Here is a 21,976-nt window from a genome sequence, read left to right as displayed (position 1 = left end):
CGGGGTGGCGGGACTGCAGGATGGAGCCGTCGCCGACCGGGGGAACCCAGGGCGGCCCAACGGAACCCTTCCCCACCAGCGCGAACATGAGGTACCGCCATGCCCGTCAACGCCGCCGCCACCGCCACCGCCGCCGCCCCCGCCCGGAGCGAGAGCCGGGCCGGGAGCCGGGTCGACAGCGCCGTCCTGAGCGTGCCCGCCGCCGCCCCGGCCGTGGCCGCCGCCCACTACGCGGCCCGGCTCGCCTTCGAGGCGGACGTCTCCGACGTCCATGCCGACCTGGCGGCCGGCGTGCCCGGCGTCGTGGTCGTCGACACCCGCAGCGACGTCGCCTGGGGCCAGGGCCGCATCCCCGGCGCCCTGCACATCCTCACTGGGCGGATCGCCGACCTGGCGCCGCGGCTGATCGACCCGGCGCAGACCGTGGTCACCTACTGCTGGGGCCCCGGCTGCAACGGCGCGACCCGTTCCGCGCTGGCCTTCGCCCGACTCGGCTACCAGGTCAAGGAGATGCTCGGCGGCTTCGAGTACTGGGTGCGCGAGGGCTTCGCCTACGACACCGCCACCGGCACCGAGCAGCGGCCCGTCGACGACCTGACCGCCCCGCGCTCGGGCATCTCCTGCGCATGCTGAGAGGCGATGTGCCGAACGACACCGCACGGCCGGGCGGCGTGATCCGCCCGGCCACCGCGGCCGACCTGCCGTACGGCCATCCTGAACCTGTCGCGCGCCGTCAACGTCCCCTCCACTGTCGTGAACGCTCTCCGAGGCCGGTCGCCGTCCGGCGGCTACCCCGCCAGGGCCGCCAGCCAGGGGTGGCCGGGGTGTACCCGGGCCAGCCACCCGCCGAGCGTGCCGCGCCGGGTCCGGTCCAGCAGTGGTAGGACGGCGTCGAAGTCGGCCCGGTCCTTGGGCCGGGTCGCCTTCGCCTTGAACAGCAGCACCAACTCCGGTGCCAGGTAGGGGATTCCGTCGGCCGTCCGCTCGATGACCGCCTCGTACGGCAACCGCAGGGTCTCGTCCCGGCGGCAGATCCACGTCCCGCCCGCGTGCGGTTCGCGGAAGACGTCGAACAGGAACCGGCCGCTCGACGGATCCCGCAGCCAGGTCTGGTGCGTGGCCGCCAGCGCCTCCGCACCCGCCCCGGGCCAGACGCGCCCCGAACCCACCGCGTCGAACACGTACTCCGGGAAGCGTTTCCGGACCTCCGGGAACCCCGCCGCGGGCACCGCGATCTCCAGGTCGCCGTGCGGCCGGGACTGCCGCCCGAGGAAGAGGTCCAGTGCCCAGCCGGCCGCCACGCACCAGGTCGTGCCGACCCCCTCCAGCCGCTGGGCGACCTGCTCCGGCCGCCAGGCGTCGGCCCACCGGGCGGCCAGTTCGTCGGCGCCGAGCTCGATGCCGCCGGGCGGCAGGGTTGCGGTCATCACGACAACCTACTGCGGCCCCGGGACCGGCGGATGCCCAGGGCCCGGACGTCCGCCGTCGCGGGCGCGCCCGGCGCCCGGCACCCGGCTTCCTCAGCGCTGCCAGCGGTAGCAGGCGTCCCACTCCCCGGTGATCCAGGTGCCGTCACCGAGCGGCAGCACGTTGTCGACCTCGGGCATCGGGTACTCGACGCGGCCGTGCAGGGCGCCGGTGGCGGGGTCGGCGAGCCAGTGGCTGTACTCCCGCCAGGCGTCCTCGCCGAACAGGTACACCGCGGCCTCGTCGTACGGGTTGTGGAGCGTCACCAACGCGGTGTCGTCGTCCACGAACCCGCTCGGGTAGGAGAGGTACGGGGCGTTGTGCACCGAGCAGTCGCCGGTGCCGGGGGCCGGGAAGTCGTCCAGGCCGAGCGTGGCGGTGACCCGGTGGGTGGGCAGGCTGTGCCAGCTGACGTCCCGTCCCCTCCGGTCGAGGGTCATGCAGCGGGCGGCGCGGGAGTCGGTGTCCAGGTACGCGCGCTCGCCCGGGCGCAAGGGGTCCCGGTCCGGCGGCAGCCGGTCGCCCAGGACGATGGCACCGGACTCGGACTCCCGACACGCCGCCCGGTAACTGGTGTGCGCCGTCCGTCCTCCGGCGGTGGGGTCGGTCACGGTCACGCCGGCGACCTCGCCGTGCCCGTCCCACCACAGGCTGACGAACCGCTCGTAGCCGCCGCACGGGAGCACGCTCCGGGCCAGGACCGTCCCCGCCGCGTCCAGGGTGAGGACCAGGGTGCGGTCGGGCAGCCCGGAGGGGAGGCGCAACCAGATCCGGGGCTCGCCGGCGGCACCGGCCGGGGAGAACGCGAGGTAGCCCCAGCGGCCCACCTCCCATGCCCCGTAGGGTTGTTGCCACAGCATCCGGCCGCCGTCCCGGGCGACCGCGACGTACGCCGTCCCGGTGCCGAAGACGGCGAACGACAGGTCGGGGGCGACCCACACCGGTGACCACGGGGTGGTGGCCGGCGGCGCCGGGAACTCGGCCACCAGCTCGGCCTGTTCGCCCAGCTCGTGGATGTGCAGTGACGCGGCGCTGCGGACCTGGAGGCGGGGGACGGGACCGTCGGCGTCGAGGACGCGCCGGGCGTCGGCCCGGTCCGGGATCGGGTACCTGGCCACCAGTCGAGGTGTGATCGTCATATCGCCATCCTCCCGGGCCGGGCAGAGCCGGGCCGGGCCGGCGGCCTGATCCGCGGAGACAGTCGTGCCCCGCCCGCCACGCCCCGCCACGCCACGCCCCGTCCGGCGGGCGCCCGCTCGCCGCGCGCGTACTCCCACCGCACACTGGGACTCGTGCCCGCCGACCAGCCGACCCGCGCCGAACGCGACCTCCTGTCCGCGATCGAGGCCCGAACCACCCCCGGCACCCCGTCGGCCCCGGACGCCGTCCTCGACCAGGGCCGCCTGTTCACCCCCGCCCCCTGGCCCCGGGGCGCACCCCGCCGCGGTACCCGGGAACGCTGCCACCCCAACGCGCTGCGGGTCGCCCACCTGACGGGCACCGCCTACGTGGAGGGCTACGCCTACGCCGACGGCACGGCCTGGCCGCACGCCTGGTGTGCAGGCCCGGGCGGCACCGTCCTCGACCCGACCTGGCCCGGCGGAGCCGCCACCGCCTACCTCGGCATCCCGATGACCACCGAGTTCGTGCGGGCCTTCCAGCAACGCACCACCACCAAGACCGCGTTCGTCGGGGTCCTGGACGCCGAGGTCCAGACCGTCCGGGACGCCACCCGGGTCTTCACGGACGGCATCCCCGTCTGGGGCCTGCTCGACCTCGGCCGCCCGCTGCCGGAACCGGTGGGCCCGGACCGGCGGGCCCGGAGCTGCTGCGTCTGCCACTGACGGCCCGTCGGCGTGACGCCCCCGGCGGGCACGACCGGGAGCAGGCGCTCCTCCTACCCGGGCGTATCGGTGGCCGTGGCGCCCGGTCGGTGGGCGGCCAGGGCCTCGGTGATCTCGCGCGCCGCCCGGTCGAAGTCGGAGCCGGGGATCGCGTCATGCGCCCAGGGCGCGTACAGGCGGCGCGGGCGGCCCTCGACCGGATGGACGGTCAGGTGCGTGACGTCCCCGTTCCTGCGGGACTCCTCGACCTCGACGACGATGGACCCGATCTCACTCCAGGACCACGACCGGCGTCCCAGCAGACGGGCCGTCCGGATGCCGTGGGCGTCGACGACGGTCCGGCCCGAGGCCAGGTTGAGGTAGATCAGATCGACCACGAGGATGCAGGGCCCGAGCATCCCGGCGCCCCACCACCCGTCCCGCTGCCAGTTGGCGACGATGAACGCGGCGGGCAGCACCGACAGGCCGATGATCCACAGGAGGAACGATCTTCGCTGACGGGACGGTATCGGGTAGGTCACTGATGGCATGGCGGGATGCTAGTCCGTGCTTCCGCGCCGAACCACGCCGGGGAGGGCCACCTCCCGCGCGCCGGTGCGGAGCTGCAGCGAGTCGCCGGCGCCCGGCCGTGGTCCCCGACGAGCGGCATGCTCATCGGGGACCACGGCCGTTGGTGCGGCGCCCGGGCCCGCTCGGGGGTTCGGGTCGGGGCCGCGGTTCCACGATGCCGGTGACGGCGGCGGACGGCGCGCGGGGCTACGCCGTGACGGTGTCGGAAGGGGTGACGGCCGCTCGAACGGCTGGTACGGCTTCGGCGCCGCGCCCGGTGGCCATGGCCGGGAGCGGGCGCCAACCGGCCGGGACGTCGCGCATGACCAGGGCGCAGTCCAGGGCCGCGCTGCCCGGCGGGAAGCGGTCCGGGTCCTCGAAGAAGGAGGACGCGGCTGAGCGGATGCGGCCGGCCTCCACCCGCCAGGCGTCGGTGCCGAGCTCCATGCCGTCCAGGTGACGGCCGGAGCGGGTGGGCGAGAAGCCCTTGGCCCCGCCCCGGAAGAAGGCGGAGGCCTCGGCGAGATCGGCGAAGAGTTCGCTGCCGCGCAGCTCGTCGGAGAGCTCGACGGTGACGTCCACGCGGGTGCCGCCGTCCCGGGGTGACACCGCGACGCGCAGCAGGTCGGGCGTCTCGTGCACGGCGAAGTCGGCGCGGTCGTGTGCGCCGGGGAAGAGGCGGCCTCCGGCCCAGGCGTTGAGCCGTGAGGCGGTGGCGCGCCGCGGGATGTAGACGCCGGTCTCGACGCCGACCGGGCCGTCCCATTCGACGGCGATCCGGTGCGCCATGTTCTCGCTCCGCAGCCCGAGCGCACCGAAGGCCTCGGGCACCCGGGCGGGCCGGACCCGTCCCAGGCGCAGCAGGCAGATGCCCGCGACCGCGTACCCGTGCACCAGCTGGGGGCGCAGCGGCCCGGGGAGCAGGCGGGCGGCGGCCTCCGGGGCGACCCGGTAGTTCACCAGCAGCCGTCGTTCGACGACGCTGGCCAGTCGCGGCTGCCTCATGACGCCCCCTCGCCCTGCGCGTCCGCGCGCGGTCTGGTGTGGCGCAGCACGATCTGCTCGGGGCAGACGGCGCTGAGGAACCGGCCGACGCAGGTGGCCAGGCGGTCCTCGGCCAGCGCGTAGTGGATCCGGTTGCCGTCCCGTCGTTCGGTGACCAGCCCGGCGCCCTTGAGTACCCCGAGGTGCCGTGAGACGGAGGGCGCGCTGATCGGGAACCTGGCCGCGATCTCGCCGGCCGCGAGCTCTCCGCCCCGGAGGTCCTCCAGGATCTGGCGCCTCGTCGGATCGGCGAGGGCGCGGAAGACGCCCGTCTCGTCCTGCGCTTGTGTCATGCCATCTGTTTAGCATCTTGGCTAAATGGCTAACAAGGGGTCTCGCCGCTCCGACCGGCAGGCGGCGTCCCCGGGCGGCGAGCGGTGTCAGTGTCACCGGATACGGTCCGGGCATGGACCGTCAGAAGCCCTTCTCACCCTCGCCTCACCGCGTGACGCTGCACGACTTCACCTTGTGGGAGCCCATCCTGCGGCTCCTGCTGGCCAGCAGCACGGACAGGCGGCCCGACCGGTCCACCCGGGTGGCCGGACGCATCGGCCTGCAGAGCTGGAGCCTGGCCCTGCGCCGACCGTCGCCGCCGCCCGGTCGGGCGTCCCAGATCGAGGACATGCGGGAGGAGTTCGACGCGGTGGGCCGGGTGCAGGGCGCGCTCGCGGCGGCCGGCATCGACGACATCGCCTTCGCGGCGGAGATCTCCCCGACCGGCAGGACCGCGCTCCACCTGCTCGGGCCCAGCCCCGCCGTGGAGCCCGGCATCGGCAACCCGCACCCGGGGGCGCTCATCCTGGTCGAGGGCGCCCTGCCCGAGCCCTGGCGCCGCCTCCCCGAGCCGGTGCCCGGGGTGGTGCCGGCGGCCTCGGCGGATCCGCTGCTGCTGGAGCGGACGCTCCGCGAGCGGTTGCCGGACGCCATCGGCGCGACGGAGGCGGAGATCGCCGCCGCGGAAGCGCGCCTCGGCGTCACGCTGCCCGCCGAGCTCACGGCGCTCTACCGGGTGACCCGGGCGCGCTGGGCGGACTGGGGGGACGACCATGAGAAGGCGAACCGCGTCTTCGCAGCGGTCGGCTGCGAGCTCCTCCCGCTGGACGAGCTGTACCTCGCCGACGCGCAATCCCGGTACTGCCGTTGGGAGTTCGCGGCGATGGAGGCGGCGGTCGGCGCGCGGCCCGGCGCCGCGGTGCAGGGCCTGGTCGGCTCACCCGGCTGGATCGCCTTCGGGGACAACGGTGGCGGGGACCGGCTCGCGATCGACCTGACCCCGGGCCCCGGCGGCCACGTCGGGCAGATCATCATCCTCAACCACGAGGACAACATCGGCGCCGCACTCCTCGCCGACTCCCTCACCGACCTGGTGCTGGACCGGTCCGGCGCCGAGGGCGACGGCCCGCACGACGGCACTCCGTCACCCGTGGCCCACGTCAACATCAGGAGCCTGACCAGCATCGAGGCCGCCGCCCACCCGGGCCTGGAGGTCCTGTCCATAGGAGTGTGGGACGACGAACCGCTCAGCCTCGCCCCCGTCGCCGGGCTGCCCCGCCTGCGGACCCTCAGCGCCTACCCCGGTACGCTCGCCGATCCGCTGGAGATCGTGCAGCTGACCGGCCTGGAGTACCTGGCACTCGGGCCGCAGGACTGGCGCGCCCTCCTCGACGCCGGAGCCGTCCCGCGCAGCCTGTCCGCCGCCGCCATCGAGGTGAGGGGCCCCGAGGACCCCCTGTTCGTCGTGGCCGTCGCCAACGAGCTGCTGGCCCTCTGGGACCGGCCGCGGATCGAGCAGACCGTCATCGAGGGCGAGCTCGGCCCCGTCGGGTAGCCGGTGCGCAGCGGCGGTGTCGGCCGGCGTCAGCGCGCCGCCACCACGAGCGCCTGCCACCGGGTCGCCGGGCCCACGGGGTTCTCGATCGTCGGGCAGAAGTACTTCGACCCGTGGAGGCGGTAGTCGACGGCCAACCGGTACTGGTCCAGGGTCAGTTCGGGAAGGCTCTGCCAGGTACCGCTGAAACCGGCGCGGTGGGCGTAGCTCCCGAGCGCGACGAGCAGGAGCCCGTCGGCGGCGTCGGAGCAGAGCCACCGCAGACCGATGAACGAGGCCGTGCTGCTGTGGCCCGAGTCCGTGCCGGCGGACGAGCCGATGGCCGTGATGCCGTGGAACTCGTCGACCGTCACCTGATCCCCCTCGGAGGCGGGCCAGGTGACGATGAACCGGTCCGTGCCCGGCCGCAGGCCCTTGGCACGGACCGCCGCCAGGATCACCAGGCGGTTGCCGTCCGGGTCGGTCGTCCCGCCCGCCGCCGTGTAGGTGTTGCCGGCGGTGTCGGTCACGGTGATCGGCCCGGGCTGCGCATTGATCAGCCGGACCGTGACGAGGAGCGAGTCGCCCGCGGCGACGGGCCGTTCGACCGCCAGGTCCGTACCGGTGCTGCCGATCAGGGGATCGGCGGGGAACGAGTCGCTGCCGACCCGGGCGACGTAGGAGACGGGCTCCGACGGGGACGCCGGACGCGGGCCGGCGCCCGGACCGGTGTCGCCGCTGACCGCCGTCAACAGGCACGCGGCGGCCAATGCGCCCAGCCGCTTGACGCGACCGAGGGGGTCCCGGGTCAGCAGACGGCTGGCGGCGGCCCTCCAGGCGCCGGGCCGCGAGAGTCCGGGCGGCGTGGCCGCGACCTCCGTGCGAACTGTCGCCGCGAGGTCTCCGGTCGGCGGATCCACCGCCAGGGGATCCGCCGGGGAAGGCGAACCGACACAATCCGTTGACCTGCGGTAACGCCGAGCCGTCACGGTGATCGTTCCCACCGCCTTGGAGATCACTTCCCACGGCTCTGAACGGCACACGAGAAGAGAAGGCACGCTGGGGCCATGTGCGATGCGCACCGCCGAAGGGCGGGCGCCGGCACCCGGTGCGTGCGCGACTTCCTGGCCTCCCACGCCAGCGTCCTGGGCTCCGGAGGCCGGAGAGCCGCAGGCCGCTGAGCGGGGCCCGGTGGTCCGCAGACGGTTGATGCCGCATTCGGGCGGTGTGATGGCGGAGGACCTGGTCGATGCTGGCCCCGGAGTTCGGGCGGTTGGTCGCGTGGCCGTCGACGGGGCCCGCTGTCCGGGGCGCGGCGCGCCGGCGGCGGCTGGCGGGCGGCCGGTTGTGCTTGGGCTGTCCGCTTCGCCGAGCTGTGTCGGTGGCGACCTCCGTCGCACGGTGCCGCTGCGGTTGGCGCGGTGCGTCCCGTCGGTCGGTCCTGGAGGCCGTCGCCCCCGCCATGGCCTGGGGGCGTCGCCGGGGACGCTTCGTCTCGACGCCGTGTTCCGCGGATGCGGTTCGGGCCGTGCCCGGACGACGTCGCAGGGTCGGAGGAGAGTGGTTGCCGTCGCCGTCCTGCCGGCTGCGGCTGCTGACCTTCGCCGTCCCCCCCCGGGGGGGGGAGGGGCTCGCCGGTGCTGTGACGGCGCGTACGGGCGGCGGGGCCGTGCCGTCGTGTTCCCGGGCCGGGGAGTTACCTGTACCGGTGTGTGCCGAGTGAGGGGTTCGGGGTGGGTTCCTTCGAGTACGGACTTGGCGGGGGCATGGCGGGTGGCCGATGATGTCGGCGGGGGAGCCCTGCCGGCTCGGCGGGGGAGCGCTTTCCGGAGGGGTTGAGATGGCGGCTGGTTTCCCGGGGGCCCGGTGGGACGAGGGTTTGTCGGCGAAGGACCGTTTCGAGGTCTGGCGGGACACGCTCGGCAGGACCCGGGAGTGCGAGGCGACCAGCGCTCACGCGGACAGTTTCGAGGCGGAGCTGCGGTACTCGGAGCTGGGGCCGGTGGCGATGTTCTGGACGTCGTTCCGGTCGGCGCGCTTCGTGCGCAACGAGCGGCTGGTGCGGCGCTCGGACCGCCAGGAGCTGTACCACCTGACCCTGCTGACCTCCGGTGGCCAGGCGCTGACGCGAGGGAGGGACCAGCGGGACAAGTCCGGGCCCGGGGAACTGTCGCTGATGGACAACACGACCCCGTACGACGTGCGGGTCTTCGGCACCGGACCGGAGGACGCCCGCGCCGCCGGGGTGGCCATCGACATCCCCCAGGCGCTGCTGCCGGTCCCCGGCCGCCTGGTGGGTGACCTGCTCGGCCGCAGGCTGCCCGCGAACGAGGGCTCGGGCGCGCTGCTCGCGGAGTTCCTGCTCGGGCTGGACCGTCAGGCCCACACACTGGGGCCGGCGGAGGCGGCCCGGCTCGGCACGGTCGTGATCGACCTGGTGGCGGCCTGGGCCGCCCGGGAACTCGACGCCCTCCCCGCCCTGCCGCAGGAGACCCAGTGGCGGGCCCTGATGGAGAGCGTCCGCGGGTTCATCCGGCACAACCTCCACGACCCCGACCTGACCCCGGCCACGATCGCCGCCGCCCACCACATCTCCCTCAGCCATCTCCACCACCTGTTCACCCGGCACAGCGGCGGTGAGACCCTCGCCGCCTCGATCCGCCGACAGCGCCTGCAACGCGCCCACCGGGACCTCGCCGACCCCGCGCTGCGCGGGGTCGCGATCCACCTCGTCGCCGCCGCCTGCGGTCTACCGCGGGCGTCCGAGTTCAGCCGCGCGTTCAAGGCCGCGTACGGGATCTCCCCGCGTGAACACCGGAGCCAGGCACTTCTCCACGCCTGAACACCCGTCGTAGCGCGGGTGTGGGCGGCCGTGTCAGGCCGGTCCCCACCGTAGTTGACGGAGGTTCTCGTCGGGGTGGGGACCGGCCGGGCGTTCCTTCCCTCGGCTGGTCCGGCCGCCGCCCTGGCCGGGAGGGCCGTGCGGGCGTTGGTCAGAGGGTGCCGGTGATGGCGGTGCCGGTGTGGTTGCCGGGGACGCTGCTCAGGTCGAGGGCCTGGACGGGGGCCCAGGTGCCGTCGGCGTGGCGGGCGGTGGTCAGCACGCGGTTGTCGGTGGTGGTGACGGCTATCTGGGCGTCGCCGTTGACGGGGGTGGCGCTGACGGAGGTCCCGGTGACGTTGCCGAGGACGCCGGTCAGTGGCCGGAAGGGCTGCCAGGTCCGGTCTGCGAAGCAGACGGTGTGGAACTGGGCGCCCGTGGAGGTGACGGCGATGAGGTCCATGTCGTCGCCCTGACGGGCCATGGCGACGGAGGTGACGGTGCCGATCGGGCCGGCCACGTTGGCGACCGCGCCCCAAGCGCTCCACGTGCCGTCCGCACGGCGGACGGTGTGCTGGATGGTGCCGTTGGCGGTGACGGCGACCTGCAGCTCACCGCCGGTGCCCGCGGCCGCCACGGAGGTGACGCCGTTGAGCGGTCCGGCGGCGCCGAATACGGCCCCGAAGCCGGTCCAGGTCCCGTCGGCTCGGCGCACGGTGTGGAAGACCTGCCCGTCGGCGAGGACCACGACGTGCAGGTCGGCGCCGATCGAGGACGCCGAGACCTGGGTGATGTTCCCGAGGTCCCCGACGACCTTGTTGAGGTCGCCGAAGCTGCTCCAGGCACCGGCGGCGGTGCGCACGGTGTGGTGGAGGTGGCCGTCGCCGCCGAGGGCCAGGACGTGGGTGTCGCCGTTGATGCCGGCGGCCGCCACGGCTTTGACGCCACCGATGGTGCCAGCCTTGGTCTGGACGTCCTGGAACGCGGTCCAGCTGCCGTCGTAGAGGCGGGTGGCCTGATACAGGCCACTGTCACCCTTGACCAGGGCCTGGGTCTTCCAGCCGAACGCGGTCGCCCGGACCTGCTGGATCCAGGTGGTGAGGTCGTCCACGCGTGAGGACGTTGCTCCGGTGCGAGTCTCGGTAGCGGGGGTGCCGAGGCAGCCGCCCTGCCAGGAACGGGAGGCGATGGCGGCGAGTTCTGTCCTGCCTCCGTTGTCGCGCAGGATCGGGGCTCCGGCGTCGCCCTGGCAGAGGGGGGCTTGTCCGTCGGTGGGGGTGGTGTCGACGGTGGTGGGGGCGACGGCGCCGACGGTGTGGGTGGTGGTGTGGAGTTTGGTGGGTACCCATTCGGTGGCGGTGCGGCCGTAGCCGGGGATGCGCAGGTTCTGGCCCGTGGCGGCGGCGCTGGCGGTGAGTGTGGCCGGGGTGATGCCGTCGACGGGCGTGGCCAGGCGGGCCATGACGAGGTCGCGGTCGGTGCGCGGGGCGAGTTCGACGACGTCGGCGACGGCGCCGGTGCCGGTGTTGGTGAGGTCGGTGCGGCCGAGGGTGACGGTGGTCCTGTCCTTGGGGGCGCCGGCGGTGACGGTGGACAGGTCGTTCGGGGTGTCGGTGAAGCAACTGGCGGCGGTGAGCAGCCAGCTGCGGTCGACGAGGGCGGCGCTGCAGGTGCGTTTGCCGTTGCCGATGTTGAGTTTGGCGGTGAAGGCGGTTGCGGGGTCGGTGGGCTGGGGCGTCGGCGGGGTGGCACTCGTGCCGGTGACGCGCAGTTCCAGGACGACGGCCCGGGCCTTGGGGTCGAGGGACTCGCCGATGCCCGCGGTGTCGTTCATGGCGACGTCCACGGTCTCGGTGGGCTTCTGGTCCGTCGACAGACTCGCCCGCACCGACCGGCCGTAGGTGGAGACCCGGTAGGCGTTGGGGACCGACAGGGCCAGGTAGCCGGAGGCGCCCGGTGCGGCGAAGCAGATCGCGTCGTCGGGGTTCGGGGGTGTGGTGATCGCCCGCACCTTGATCTGGAAGCTTCCCGCCTTCCCGCAGTCGGTCAGCAGGATGCCTCCGTCACCACGGCTCAGGGCGATGCCCCGGGTGGCCAGGATCTGCGCCGAGCCAGGGTAGGCGAGGCTCTCCACCGCGGCCGGCGGAGCATCCGCCGGAGCGGGCGTCGGCGGTGTGTCACCGGCCGCCGGTCCTGCGGCGGCCCAGCCTGCCACCAGGGCCACGACGGTACTGGTCGCTGCGGCCACGATGCCGCGCACACGTGAGTGATTCCTCATAATTCCTTATCCGGTCGGCGGAACGGTGCGGTCGGCAGGCGGCACGGGAGGCCGTTGCCGGGATGGTGTCAGCTTGTGAGGAGGGTGGCGCCGGGCAAGGTCTCCCAGGAGGCCCAGCTGGTGAACGTGGGCGCGTACGAGGTGTGGTTCATGGCGCCGTCGGTGCCGGTGGCGAAGAGGTCGACCCGGTCACTGAAGGGGCTGTAGGTCGCGGTGGCCAGGCGGCCACTGCTGAACTTCCAGTTGCCCAGGCCGTACCAGGGGCTCCACGGTGTGCCGTCGGGGGACCAGTACGCGTGGTACATGGTGGCGTCGTCGCGGCCGACGGCGAACAGTTCGACGGTGCCGGTGGCGGGGTTGTAGACGGCGGTGGGGGAGCCGGAGAACGCCTTGCCGTTGATGGGCGCCCAGGTGCTCCAGGGGCCCATGCCCGGCTTGTAGTAGGAGTGGACGATCGGGCCGTTGGTGCTGGTGGCGAAGACCTGGGCGGTCTGGTTGGACGGGTTGTAGACCACGCTGGGGCTGCCGGTGACGGTGCCGCCGTAGATGGGGAACCAGTCGCTCCACGGTTTGCCGTCGGGGGACCAGTACGCGTGGTACATGGTGGCGTCGTCGCGGCCGACGGCGAACAGTTCGATGGTGCCGGTGGCGGGGTTGTAGACGGCGCTGGGAGTGGCGTTGAACGTTCGGGTGTTGATGGTGGTGAAGGGGCTCCAGCCGTTCGGGCTTGACCCGGCGGTGTAGTAGGAGTGGGCGACGGGGCCGCCGGTGGTGGTGGCGAAGACCTCGGCGGTCTTGGTGACCGGGTTGTAGACGGCGGTCGGGTTGCCGGTGAAGGTGGTGTCGCTCAGCTTCTCCCAGCCGCGCCAGCCTTGGGCGTCGGCCATGTAAGAGGTGTGGCACGGTTTGCCGTCGCGGCCGATGACGAACAGCTCGATGGCGCCGGTGGCGGGGTTGAACAGGGCGGTGGGCGTGCTGGCGAACTGCCGGTCGCCGATCTGGAGCCAGCTGTTCCAGGTCTTGCCGTCGTCGCTGGAGCGGTACACGAGGTGGCCGTTGGCGTCGACGGCGAACACGGTGGCGATCTTGCGCACCGGGTCGTAGACGGAGCTGCGGGCCGCCGGGTTGGAGGTCGCGGCTGTCCAGTAGGCGTCGCGGACCTGCTGGATCCAGCCGGTGATGTCGTCGGTGCGGGTGCTGGTGGCGCCGGTGCGGGTTTCGGTGGCGGGGGTGTCGAGGCAGCCGCCTTGCCAGGAGCGGGAGGCGATGGCGGCGATCTCGGTGGTGCCGTTCTTGTCGCGCAGGAGCGGGGCTCCGGCGTCGCCCTGGCAGATCGGGGCCTGGCCGTCGGCGGGGGCGGTGTCGATGGTGGTGGCGGCGGCGCCGACGGTGTGGGTAGTGGTGTGGATCTTAGTGGGGACCCAGTCGCTGGCGGTGCGGCCGTAGCCGGCCACGCGCAGGTTCTCGGCGGCGGCCGGCGCGGTCGTACCGACGGTGGCGGGGGTGATGCCGTTGACCGGGGAAACGAGACGGGCCATCACCAGGTCGCGGTCGGTGCGCGGCACCAGCTCGGCCACGTCGACGACCGCGCCGGTGCCGGTGTTGGTGAGGTCGGTGCGTCCGACGGTGACCGTGGTCCTGTCCTTCGGCGGGCCGGCGGTGACGGTGGACAGGTCGTTCGGGGTGTCGGTGAAGCAGGACGCGGCCGTCATCAGCCAGTACCGGTCCACCAGTGTGCCGGTGCAGGAGCGCTTGCCGTCACCGACGTTGACCTTCGCCGCGAAGGCGAGGGCGGGGTCGGTGGGCTGGGGTGCGGGCGCGGGGGCGGTGGATCCGGTGACGCGCAGTTCGAGGACCACCGCCCGGCTGTTCGGGTCCAGTGTCTCGCCGATGCCCTTGTCCCCGCCCGCAGCGACGTCGACCGTCTCGGTGGGCTTGTGGTCCGTCGACAGGCTCGCCCGCACCGAGCGGCCGTACGTGCTGACCCGGTACGCGTTCGGGATCGACAGCGCCAGGTACCCGGAGGCGCCCGGTGCGGCGAAGCAGACCTCGTCGTTCGGGTTCGGCGGCGTGGTGATCGCCCGCACCTTGATCTGGAAGCTCCCGGCCTTGCCGCAGTCGGTCAGCGTGATACCCCCGTCGCCACGGGTCAGGGTGATCCCCCGCGCCGCCAGGATCTGCGCCGAACCGGGGTAGCCGAAGGTCTCCACCGCGGCCGACGGCGCATCCGCCGGGGCGGGAGTCGGCGGTGTATCACCAGCTGCGGGTCCAGCCGCGGTCCAGCCTGCGGCCAGGGCCATAACAGTGCCGGTCGCAGCGGCCACGACGCCACGCACACGTGAATGATTCCTCATGATTCCCATCCGGTCGGCGGAACAGTGCGGTCGGCAGGTGAACCAAGGATCTCCGCCCTGCCCGCCCGGACCTGCTGCAGGCATGCGAGGGCCTGGCATTCAGGGTGGCTGCGAAGAATTCTCGCCCATGCCTAGAAAATGCCAGCCGGCCCTAATTTCTTCCCGCGAATGAAGCGGAAGGTCCGGTGCTCTGGCGACCCCATGTGAAGAGTGCCAGGGCGTGGAGCACCGTTGTTGGCAATGCGTCTGCGGGTTCTTCGGATTGCGTCTGCTGTGCGGCCGGAGCGGCCGAGCCGCCCGGGAGTATCGGCCTGCTCTGACCAGGTCGTTTCGCGTGGCTGGCGCGCCGCTGACCTCCCTGGAAGAACCCGAATCCGACGAACCAGACATTTGCCAGGTTTTTGTGGCCCCTTGAGAGGATTACGAAAGTGGATTCTCATGTCCCCTGGCGGCCGAACCGCGTCACCGAGGCGCCCGGGCCCGGTGGCCGAACTGTGAGGCTGCGGGCCCTCATGCGGGAAACGACCCGGCCTTTTGTCTACGTGCGCCGCAAATCCCACCGGATTGCCGCATGCTGCCCGGAATCATCCACGACACATATTCTGCGAGGCATTCGTGAGTTCAGGTACGAGAGGTTCCGGGATCCGGGGAAGGAGGGCGGGGATCAGGCTGCTGTGCCGCACGGTGCTGCCGATCGCGCTCCTCGCCTCCCTGCTCTCCACAGCCCCGGTGTCGGCCGATCAGACACCGCCAGCCGCGCCCGCGCCGCAGCTCAGCGACCGTGGCCAGGTCCTGCAGGCCTGGAAGGACGGCGGGCCGAGCGTCAAGGCCGCCGCCGAGATCGCCCTGACCGGCACCGCAGACCAGGTCCGCCTCTTCCTCGGCACCCCGCAGAACCCCCAGGACGGCGAACTCGCCAAGGCCGAGGCCAAGGACAACCGCGCCGCCGCCCTGCAGATGGTCACCATCGGTGGCCCCCGGCTGCGCGCTGCCGTCGAGGCCGCCCTCACCGGCAGCGACCAGGACGTCGCCGCGTTCGTCATCGCCGGCTGGAAGGCCCCGCTGGAGCAGGACCAGCGGGTCATGGTCTCCCAGATCGCCGAGAGCGGCGGCCCCCACACCAAGGCCGCCGCCCTCGCCGCACTGGACAAGCCGATCGCCGACATCCAGGCCTTCCTCGACAAGGACCGCTTCCCGCTGACCGACAGCGACGAGCGGGTCAGGGTCTCGCAGCTCGCGGAGAGCGGCGGGGCGGCGACCAAGCAAGCTGCCCTGCTCGCCATGGAAGGCGACGCGGAGGACATCCACACCTCCCTGCAGACCGGCCAGCTCATCGCCGCGGCCCGCGACCAGGAACACGCCACCATCGACGAACTGGTGCAGCAGGCCCAGGCGGCCGGCGACGAGGCCATCCGCCGCAAGGACGCCGCCAAGGAAGCCTCCGACCGGGCGGTGGAGGCCGCGGAACTTGGCGAAGAAGGCCACCCAGGAGGCCACCGCCGAAACGCTCGCCGCCAAGAACGACGCCCAGCGCGCGGCCGCCGCGGCCGACCGCGCCGCCGAGGCCACCCAGCGCGCCGCCGACGCCGCCAGGGCCTCGATATCCGCCGCTCAGGCCGCCGTCCAGGCCGCCAACGTGGCCTCCGCAGCCGCCGGGCGCGCCGCGGCCGCCGCGAGCGGGGCCGCGCAGGCCACCTCCCGCGCCTTCGCCTCGGCCGCCGCGGGCAAGGCCGACGAGGACGCCGCCACCGCCGCCGTACAGGCGGCGAAGCAGGCCGGATACGCGGCCAAGGCCGCCGACCGCGCCTCAGGCGCCGCCTTCCAGGCCGGGATCGCCGCCGAACGGGCCGCCTCCGCCGTCGCCAACGTGAACGCCGCGGCCGACGCCGCCGACGAAGCTGGCGGATACGCCGACCAGGCCGGGGCCTCCTCGGCCAAGGCCCGGCAGGCCGCCGCGCAGGCCCGCCGCAACGCCGCCGAAGCCACCCGGTCCGCCAACGCCGCGGCCAAGCTCGCCAAGGACGCCGGCCAGTACGCCGCCGAAGCCCGCGACGCCGCCAACTCCGCCGCCGACCACGCCACGAAGGCCGCCGAATCCGCACGCAACGCCTCCGCGAACGCCGGGAACGCCACCACCGCGGACCAGCAGGCCGCCGCCCACGCCGAGAACGCCCGGCAGGCCGCCACGGCAGCCGGCTCCGCCGTCGCCAAGGCCCGCGTCGTCCAACAGCAGGCCCAGATCGTCGAGGCCGAGAACCTCAAGGCCCGCAAGGCCCGCGGCATCGTCCAGGCCCAGGACACGAAGGCCGCCTACGACGCCAGCCAGCGCGAGGCCGACGACGCCAAGACCCGGGCCCTGCGCCTGGACCAGGAAGCGGTGCAGCTCGCCGCCCGGGCCTCCCAGCCCGGCACCGACCCCGCCACCGTGGTCGCCGACGGCCGCAAAATGGCGCTCGCCGCCCTCAAGGTCCGCGGCCCGTGGGCCAAGTCCGCCGCCGAGTTCGCCCTCGCTGGCAGCGACGAAGCCGTCACCGACTACGTCCGCACCGCCTGGCAGACCTCCAGCCAGGAGGACGAACGCGCCGAAACCCAGTACCTCGCCGACACCAGCGAGTACGACAGCGTCCGCACCGCCGCCGCCACCGCACTCACCGGCGACGCCACCCAGGTCCACGCCTTCCTGCAGACCGGCCGCCACACCGCCGCCCTGTCCCAGTACCGCGTCAAGGTCTCCCAGCTCATCGAGACCGGAGGCCCCCACCTGAAGGAAGCAGCCAAGGCTGCCCTGGAGACCAACACCCCCGACTCCCTCCTCACCTTCCTCACCCGCGGCCGGTACGACGCCAAAGCCGTCGACGACCGCCTCACGGCCTCCCGGCTCATCGAGACCGGCGGAGACGAAGTCAAGTCCGCCGCCCAGATCGCCCTCGAAGGCCCCTACACCCTCCTCACCGACTTCCTGACGACCGGCCAGTACCGGGCCCAACAGCAGGACCAGCTCACCGCGGCCCACACCGCCTCCACCGACAACGCCATCAACGGCGCAGCCCAGGTCGCCGCCCTCGCCGACCAGAACGCCGCCCAGGCCGCCCAGTACGCGGCCATCGCCGCCGGCGCCGCCACCGACGCCAACAACGCCGCAGCCCAGGCCAAAGCCGCAGCCAACGCCGCCGCCGGCTTCGCCCAGCAGGCCAAGAGCGCAGCCGACAACGCCCAGGCCTCAGCCACCAAGGCGAACGGCTACGCAGCCACCGCCCGCGCCGCCCAGGCCACAGCCGGCCAGGCCGCCCGATCCGCGCAGTACTCCGCCGTCGCCGCCGAGGCCAGCGCCGCAGCGGCCCGTGAATCCGCCGCGAGGGCGTACGCCGCGGTCGCCAGCGCCCGCCAGTCCGCCGAGAACGCCGGCAAGAGCAGCGCCGAAGCCCGCGCCATCGCCGACGCCGCCCAGAAGGAAGCCGTCACAGCCGCACGGGAACAGTTCCTGACCGGCATGGGCCTGCAGATGACCCAGGCCGTCATCCAGGCGATCGGAGACCCCTGGGAAGAATTCCTCAGTCGCACGTACAACCAGGTCTCCACATTCGAACACACCGCTCTCGACCTGATGAGCTTCCTCCCGTGGGTCGGGACGCCGGCCGCGGTGGTCAACTGCGCTTGGTACGCGGGCGAGTACTTCGCCGACTACGCCAGCGGCGAGGACGTCCTCTGGTCCTGCCTCAGCATCGTCCCCGGTGCCCGGCTTCTGCGCTTCGGCGCCAAGTACTTCAAATGGGCCGCCAAGCTCGACGCCGCCGGCGGTGCCCTCTCCTCGTGGACCCGCAACCTGCTCGGCAAGGCACCGATCCTGCGACGCCTCGTCGACGCACCGTCCTGCCTCAACAGCTTCCCCGCCGGCACCCGCGTCCTCATGGGCGACAGGACAACCCGGCCCATCGAACAGCTCCACACCGGCGACACCGTCACCGCCACCGATCCCGCAACCGGAACCACCGGCCCACGGACCGTCGACGACACCATCTACAACCCCGACGACACCAACTTCACCGAACTCACCGTCACCACCCCCGACGGCACCACGAAGTCCACGGTCACCTCCACCGACCATCACCCCTACTGGGTCCAGAACACCGGCCGGTGGACCGACGCCGCCGCAGTCCGCCCCGGCGACACCCTGCGCACCGACACCGGCGCCACCGCCCAGGTCGCCTCCACCCGGCACTGGACCGGCCTCGAACCCGCCTACAACCTCACCGTCCACGACCTGCACACGTACTACGTACTCGCAGGCGACACCCCGCTCCTCGTCCACAACGTCATATGCCTCGACTTCAAAAAGATCTTCGACAAACTCCCCCGGTGGGTTCGCGGGCCGAATGGCAAGGCGACGCCGACGGTCGGGCAAATCATCACCATCACGGAGAAGGGGATTGAGTCGGTCGGCGCGCAGCGTTCAAGCAGCAGGGATCTGAATGTCTATAAGGACATCCAAAACTTCCTTGTAAGCAGGGGGTGGAAGCCGAGCGTTGTTCCTGATCATCTCGAGACGAAGCTTGCATGGGATATTCGCCGTGCGGTTCAGGACTACCTGAGGAAGTCCGGGGATCGTCTCAATGCGACGGTCAATGTGGTCATCAATAACACTGAAGGCGTGTGCCGGATGGACGCCCTGGGCGTGCCTGGCTGCTGGCAGGCCGTGGGGGCCATCCTGCCATACGGAACTACTCTCAGGGTTTGGACGTTCGATCCAGAGAAGGGCATAATGATTCCAAACTCGATCGCCGGACTCGGAAGTTGGAACGACTGAATGCTCCTGACCGTTTGGATCGGCCGACAGCAGCATCACCCCAAGACCCGGGAGGATGAGGACCGACTGATCCGGCAGGTGCTGGAAGATCTGGAGTACGGGCAGAATGCGTCATTCATTCTAAATGAATTCAAAGCCCATGAATCCCTTTACCCCGACAGCACTCTCACGGTGTCACTCAACAAATCGACCGGGTTTGGCGGAGCCGTCTGGTATGTCGGTGCACACTACCCGAAACAGGGAGGGGTGTATGACCACGTCTGGATTACCGACAACCCGTTGCCGCCCGAGAGTGACCCGAATGTAGTCTCGGACATCCATGTCCCGGTTTTCATGGAACCGAGCAGTGTCGTCCCCCTGTCTGTCTTGCAGAGAGTCATCGAAGAGTTCTGCCGGAACAAGACCGGGGACAGGCCGACTAGCATTGAATGGGTAGAGGGGCTCATTGGCGGCGAGCGAGCGGATAAAGAGCACCACGCAGGCCTTGAAAGCGAGTCTGCTTCCCGCGCGCAAGCCGTACTCGATGCCCTGGCCCCCCAGATCAATGCCAGAGTCCGCCCCACCGAATAGGACTACCCCGTATGCCGTGGCGAGGCTTCAGCCCAGCTGAAGCCTCGCCTCTTGCACCACGTGCCAGCTAATCCTTGTGCTCCCTTGCTCGACGTCCAAGCTACCGCCGTCGACACCTGCAACCAAGCCTTCACCCGCACCGATCCTCCGACACCTCGGCGCCGAACGCCTCCTGCCCTGACGCCACCAGCTTTGTGACCTACAGGGGCCCCGCACCACTCACCGCGGCGCCCCGCTGATACTCCCCGGGGCATCCGGTTCATGTTTCAAGTAGGAATTGATGCCTCATCAGGTACGGTGCCGGGGCTGGAGATTCTGCCGCTGTTCGAGCAGCCCGATCGAGCCGGGCGGTTCCCGGCGCCCCGGGACGAAGGCAGACTTTCGTTTCCACGCGACTTCCGTTCGCCCCGTCCCCGGACCCGGCAGCCGCATCGGCGTCCGGGCCGGTGCTGTGGCCGCCCACGCGACACGCTGACAACCCCTGCCCCCACACACCCCACCCGACTGGGCAAAAACGCGGCTCGCCCTACGAACCCGTGAGGGGCGATCCACCTCCTCAGACAACAAAACAGCCGGTCAACCCGACAAACTGTCGGATTGACCGGCTGCATTCGGTCGGATGACCGGGAATCCGCTACGGGATCCACCGGCCGTGCGGCCTCCGACAGTTGGGTCCGCTCCTGCTCCGTCAGCCCCATGGCCTCCGCCAGCAGCCGTACGGTGCTGAGTCGCGGCCGCCGCACCCGGCCGCGTTCCAGATCGCGGATCGCCCGGGACGACAGGCCGGACCGCTCGGCGAGTTCCTCCTGGGTCAGGCCGGCCCGCAGCCGCCACCGACGCAGTAACGGACCGACATCGGGCACATCCACGGACTCCCCCTCCACGCGGTTCCCCCGAACCAGCTGACGATCAGATCAGCCGCGGAACTTCCGGTCAACCTCCGGTCCGGGGTGCCGGGTTGGCCTGCGGAACTTCCGGCCAAACTCCGGTTCCGCTCCTGGGACCTTCCTGCGAGGACCCGCCAGAGTGCTGGACGAACCGGGCTCGTCCCTTCTCCACCGGTCGCCGAGCGCGGGGGACCCTGCGATCGGAAGGGGCGGGCCAGGTTCGTTCAACGCCACCCCGGCGGGCGCCGGACACACCGGGTCGGTAGCAGCCCGAAACGTCCGGCCAACGGCGGGTCAACGTCATGGTGGGGCCACCGGTCGGCCGGTGAGGATGGGTCAAGCCCGACGGGGACTGCGCGCGGCGCAGGCCGGGCTACTGCGAGCACACCGAAAGCGAGACAACCAGTGGAACTGAGGATGAGAAGGTCCGTCCTGGCGGGGGCGCTGGCCTTGATGTCCGCGTCCGGCCTGGTGGCCGTGAACACGCAGGCGGCGCACGCCGCGTCCTGCGGGTCGGACCGTGTCATGGCGAGCAAGCCGACCGACCTCTGGGGGTACAACCTCGGCGTCATCTCCAACAAGCACATGGGCAAGCTGTACATCGGGTACATCCCGAGCTGCCGGATGGAGTACGCGGAGGTGCACTGGGACCAGAACGCCGACCTGTCCATGATCGGCGACAACTACATCTGGCTGCAGGACGCCAACGGCCACCAGGCGGGGAAGGTGGACATCGGGAACCTCGCCCAGTACGGCGCGTTCGGGACTTCGCGCCTGGTGTCCATCGACAGCTTCGGCTACGGCTACAGCCAGCCGAGGCTGCACATCGGGCTCACCTTCAGCGGCGGCAGGACGCCGACCTGTCGCCCGACCGACTACTACGGCAACGGCCACAGCTTCGCCACCGGCGGCAACGAGGCCAGCCACAACTGGCAGGTGTGCGGGATATGAAGCGGAAGCTCGGGACCGCGGTGGCGGTGGGTGTCATGACCGTGGGCTCCATGGCCGGCACGCTCGCCCTGTCGGGGACGGCGCAGGCCACGGCCTACCAGCGCAACGTCCAGCTGAAGGACCTCCAGGACCAGGGCCTGGACTGCCTGGACAGCAACTACAACGGGTCGCTGTACATCCTGCCCTGCAACGGCGGGGCCTTCCAGCGGTGGAACGTCACCTCCTACGCCCCGGACGTGAACAACTACTACAGCAGGGTGCAGATCCAGAACGTCCAGACCGGCCGCTGCCTGCGGGTCCAGTTCTTCTCCGGCAACGGCTACGAGGCCAAGACCGACAGCTGCGACGCGGGCAACTACCGCGACCAGTGGAACATGACCTGGGTCGGCAACACCTCAGGCAACCCGTCCAACAGCTTCCAGTTCTTCAACTGGCAGCCTTCGGGCCCGCTTTCGGGCCGCAGCGAGGTCGACTTCTGCCTGGACCGGGGGCAGGCGGGCCACGCGAACAACATGGTCTTCGACATCGGCCAGTTCAAGAAGACCTGTGACAACCACTCCAACCGGTGGCAGATCTGGAGCATGGTCCACTAGGCAGCTT

General features: G+C 71.8%; 17 protein-coding genes and 1 pseudogene. 9 read left to right on the top strand and 9 right to left on the bottom strand.

Annotation, left to right across the window (positions count from 1 at the left end):
* Nucleotides 1-99: 99 nt before the first annotated feature.
* Entirely contained in the window at nt 100-633 is a 534-nt protein-coding gene (locus tag ACIP4P_RS07215) for a rhodanese-like domain-containing protein (RefSeq protein ID WP_400915620.1), read from the top strand.
* 155 nt (nt 634-788) lie between these two features.
* Here the strand turns inward: ACIP4P_RS07215 and ACIP4P_RS07210 are convergent, their stop codons facing one another.
* Both ACIP4P_RS07210 and ACIP4P_RS07205 read right to left on the bottom strand, forming a co-directional pair.
* On the bottom strand, nt 789-1,427 hold the full coding sequence (locus tag ACIP4P_RS07210) for a nucleotidyltransferase domain-containing protein (RefSeq protein ID WP_400915618.1): 639 nt from the start codon (nt 1,425-1,427) through the stop codon (nt 789-791).
* A 93-nt stretch (nt 1,428-1,520) separates the two neighbouring features.
* On the bottom strand, nt 1,521-2,606 hold the full coding sequence (locus tag ACIP4P_RS07205) for a hypothetical protein (protein WP_400915616.1): 1,086 nt from the start codon (nt 2,604-2,606) through the stop codon (nt 1,521-1,523).
* 153 nt (nt 2,607-2,759) lie between these two features.
* Here ACIP4P_RS07205 and ACIP4P_RS07200 point away from each other — a divergent pair, with 153 nt between their 5' ends.
* The gene (locus tag ACIP4P_RS07200) at nt 2,760-3,311 is read left to right on the top strand and encodes a hypothetical protein (RefSeq protein WP_350512439.1); all 552 of its coding nucleotides are present in this window, start codon (nt 2,760-2,762) and stop codon (nt 3,309-3,311) included.
* A 53-nt stretch (nt 3,312-3,364) separates the two neighbouring features.
* On the opposite strand, the gene ACIP4P_RS07195 is transcribed toward ACIP4P_RS07200, so the two are convergent.
* The 3 genes from ACIP4P_RS07195 to ACIP4P_RS07185 form a co-directional block, all read right to left on the bottom strand.
* Nucleotides 3,365-3,841, bottom strand: a complete 477-nt coding sequence (locus ACIP4P_RS07195) for a hypothetical protein (protein WP_400915613.1) — start codon at nt 3,839-3,841, stop codon at nt 3,365-3,367.
* A 226-nt stretch (nt 3,842-4,067) separates the two neighbouring features.
* On the bottom strand, nt 4,068-4,865 hold the full coding sequence (locus ACIP4P_RS07190; protein WP_400915612.1) for a DUF2071 domain-containing protein: 798 nt from the start codon (nt 4,863-4,865) through the stop codon (nt 4,068-4,070).
* Nucleotides 4,862-5,197: a metalloregulator ArsR/SmtB family transcription factor gene (locus tag ACIP4P_RS07185; protein ID WP_400915610.1), complete on the bottom strand. Its 336-nt coding sequence runs from the start codon at nt 5,195-5,197 to the stop codon at nt 4,862-4,864. The genes ACIP4P_RS07190 and ACIP4P_RS07185 overlap by 4 nt, the downstream gene beginning before the upstream one ends.
* A 113-nt stretch (nt 5,198-5,310) precedes the next feature.
* On the opposite strand from ACIP4P_RS07185, the gene ACIP4P_RS07180 reads away from it, so the two are divergent.
* Nucleotides 5,311-6,732 (top strand): SMI1/KNR4 family protein, encoded by a 1,422-nt coding sequence (locus tag ACIP4P_RS07180; RefSeq protein WP_400915608.1) that lies wholly within the window; start codon nt 5,311-5,313, stop codon nt 6,730-6,732.
* 29 nt (nt 6,733-6,761) lie between these two features.
* On the opposite strand, the gene ACIP4P_RS07175 is transcribed toward ACIP4P_RS07180, so the two are convergent.
* Nucleotides 6,762-7,847 (bottom strand): hypothetical protein, encoded by a 1,086-nt coding sequence (locus ACIP4P_RS07175; protein WP_400915606.1) that lies wholly within the window; start codon nt 7,845-7,847, stop codon nt 6,762-6,764.
* Between the two features lie 704 nt (nt 7,848-8,551).
* On the opposite strand from ACIP4P_RS07175, the gene ACIP4P_RS07170 reads away from it, so the two are divergent.
* Nucleotides 8,552-9,553: a helix-turn-helix domain-containing protein gene (locus tag ACIP4P_RS07170; RefSeq protein ID WP_400915605.1), complete on the top strand. Its 1,002-nt coding sequence runs from the start codon at nt 8,552-8,554 to the stop codon at nt 9,551-9,553.
* Nucleotides 9,554-9,704: 151 nt separating this feature from the next.
* Here ACIP4P_RS07170 and ACIP4P_RS07165 read toward each other — a convergent pair whose 3' ends face one another.
* Entirely contained in the window at nt 9,705-11,792 is a 2,088-nt protein-coding gene (locus ACIP4P_RS07165) for a trypsin-like serine protease (RefSeq protein ID WP_400915603.1), read from the bottom strand.
* An 86-nt stretch (nt 11,793-11,878) separates the two neighbouring features.
* Nucleotides 11,879-14,020, bottom strand: a complete 2,142-nt coding sequence (locus tag ACIP4P_RS07160) for a trypsin-like serine protease (RefSeq protein WP_400915601.1) — start codon at nt 14,018-14,020, stop codon at nt 11,879-11,881.
* A gap of 759 nt (nt 14,021-14,779) precedes the next feature.
* Here ACIP4P_RS07160 and ACIP4P_RS07155 point away from each other — a divergent pair.
* The 3 genes and pseudogenes from ACIP4P_RS07155 to ACIP4P_RS07145 all read left to right on the top strand — a co-directional run.
* A pseudogene (locus ACIP4P_RS07155) lies at nt 14,780-15,445 on the top strand (ALF repeat-containing protein); the annotation flags it as partial.
* A 187-nt stretch (nt 15,446-15,632) separates the two neighbouring features.
* Complete coding sequence (locus ACIP4P_RS07150; protein ID WP_400915599.1) at nt 15,633-18,968, top strand: polymorphic toxin-type HINT domain-containing protein; 3,336 nt, start codon at nt 15,633-15,635, stop codon at nt 18,966-18,968.
* Nucleotides 18,969-19,538 (top strand): Imm1 family immunity protein, encoded by a 570-nt coding sequence (locus ACIP4P_RS07145; RefSeq protein WP_400915597.1) that lies wholly within the window; start codon nt 18,969-18,971, stop codon nt 19,536-19,538.
* Between the two features lie 266 nt (nt 19,539-19,804).
* Here ACIP4P_RS07145 and ACIP4P_RS07140 read toward each other — a convergent pair whose 3' ends face one another.
* The gene (locus ACIP4P_RS07140; protein WP_400916394.1) at nt 19,805-20,401 is read right to left on the bottom strand and encodes a helix-turn-helix domain-containing protein; all 597 of its coding nucleotides are present in this window, start codon (nt 20,399-20,401) and stop codon (nt 19,805-19,807) included.
* Nucleotides 20,402-20,842: 441 nt separating this feature from the next.
* Here ACIP4P_RS07140 and ACIP4P_RS07135 point away from each other — a divergent pair, with 441 nt between their 5' ends.
* Nucleotides 20,843-21,376 carry a hypothetical protein gene (locus ACIP4P_RS07135; protein WP_400915595.1) on the top strand — a complete coding sequence of 178 codons (534 nt, stop codon included), beginning with the start codon at nt 20,843-20,845 and terminating at the stop codon, nt 21,374-21,376.
* Nucleotides 21,373-21,969 carry an RICIN domain-containing protein gene (locus tag ACIP4P_RS07130; protein WP_400915593.1) on the top strand — a complete coding sequence of 199 codons (597 nt, stop codon included), beginning with the start codon at nt 21,373-21,375 and terminating at the stop codon, nt 21,967-21,969. Before ACIP4P_RS07135 ends, ACIP4P_RS07130 begins: the two co-directional genes overlap by 4 nt.
* Nucleotides 21,970-21,976 lie beyond the last annotated feature (7 nt).

The sequence above is a fragment of the Kitasatospora sp. NPDC089509 genome (assembly GCF_044749365.1).
GTDB lineage: Bacteria > Actinomycetota > Actinomycetes > Streptomycetales > Streptomycetaceae > Kitasatospora.
The sequence above is the reverse complement of the archived record's forward strand: the minus strand, read 5'-3'. Positions and strand labels throughout refer to the sequence as shown.